The following is a 1,225-nucleotide window of genomic DNA, read 5'->3' on the forward strand; positions in this document are numbered from 1 at the left end:
CTTTTGTCCAAATAATACAGGCATAGAGATACGTATCATTCCCTGAATATTTTGATTATTACTTTCAAATAATGTCTCAGCTATTAATAATTCTTGTACAGCCCGCTGGCTATGTTCATAGAAAATACTACCTTCTTCTGTGAGAGCTAAATGACGTGTATCTCTGTTAAAAAGTACTACTCCGAGCTGTACCTCAAGCTTTGAAATCATCTTACTGACAGCGGAACGAGTCAGATGTAATTTTTCTGATGCTTTAGTAAAACTTCCTTGTTCAACAACACTAATAAATGCCATCAAACTTTTCAGATCATTAACACGCATATTAGTTCCAATTGGGAATCAATGAGTTGATTTATTATCACTTTTGTATCCAATTTATCAATGATAATCTAATTAAAATTCATATTAGGAACCTTACTATGAACAGAATTTTAGTTATCAAATCTAGTTTTATGCAGGAAAAATCTCTAAGTAATCAGCTCATTAATAAATATTTATATAGACGTAAGCAAAGTGGTTATGTTGACCAAATAATTGAACATGATCTAGGAGCTATGAACTTACCAGTATTAAACTTAGAGATATTTAATGCCTTACGTGGAGAGGCGAATGAAAAACCTGAGGTAAAAGCAGCAGTAGCTCTCTCTGATCAATTTATTCAAGAGCTGAAAGATTGTGATCTATTATTGATTGCAGCACCAATGTATAACTTAAATGTACCAACCCAATTAAAAAACTGGTTCGACTTAATTGCACGAGCACGAGTAACTTTTCAATATACAGAAACCGCACCCGTAGGATTAATTAAAGGTGTTAAATCAATTATCTTTAGTTCACGTGGTGGTTTTCATCAAGATCTTCCAACAGATGCTGTTACAGCATATTTAATAGCAGTATTAGGATTAATTGGTATTGATAAGGTAGATTTTATATATGCTGAAGGCACTGATATTAAACCATTAGGGAAATCTAAAGCACTTGAATTAGCTTCACAGCAAATTGCTTTACAAACGAACGTAGGATTGTAAGTATATTCTTCCTTATGGCAATGAAATTATAATTTTCTATTGTTCTAAGGTTCCTATTTAACATAATGGCTGTTATACGAAATTAATGGATGTTCGTATAGATTACTTGCATATTGTATTCGATCGAATACAATATAGTGAGAAGATAAGGAATCCTCATGATTGAAATTAAACGTCTGCCAGAATTTGATGAATGG

The 1,225-nt window shown here is 32.3% G+C and carries 2 protein-coding genes; one reads left to right on the top strand and one right to left on the bottom strand.

Features of this window, described 5'->3' with window-relative positions; translation table 11 throughout:
• Window positions 1-321 (bottom strand): LysR family transcriptional regulator (locus FTV43_RS15620; RefSeq protein ID WP_179995852.1); only part of this gene is annotated, 321 nt, incomplete at its 3' end.
• Window positions 322-419: 98 nt separating this feature from the next.
• Between FTV43_RS15620 and FTV43_RS15625 the strand changes: the two genes are divergently transcribed.
• A complete protein-coding gene (locus FTV43_RS15625; protein ID WP_078194113.1) occupies window positions 420-1,028 on the top strand; it encodes an FMN-dependent NADH-azoreductase in 609 nt (202 codons plus the stop codon).
• Window positions 1,029-1,225 lie beyond the last annotated feature (197 nt).

The organism is Acinetobacter sp. YH16053, from assembly GCF_013417035.1.
GTDB classification, from domain to species: Bacteria; Pseudomonadota; Gammaproteobacteria; order Pseudomonadales; family Moraxellaceae; genus Acinetobacter; species Acinetobacter towneri.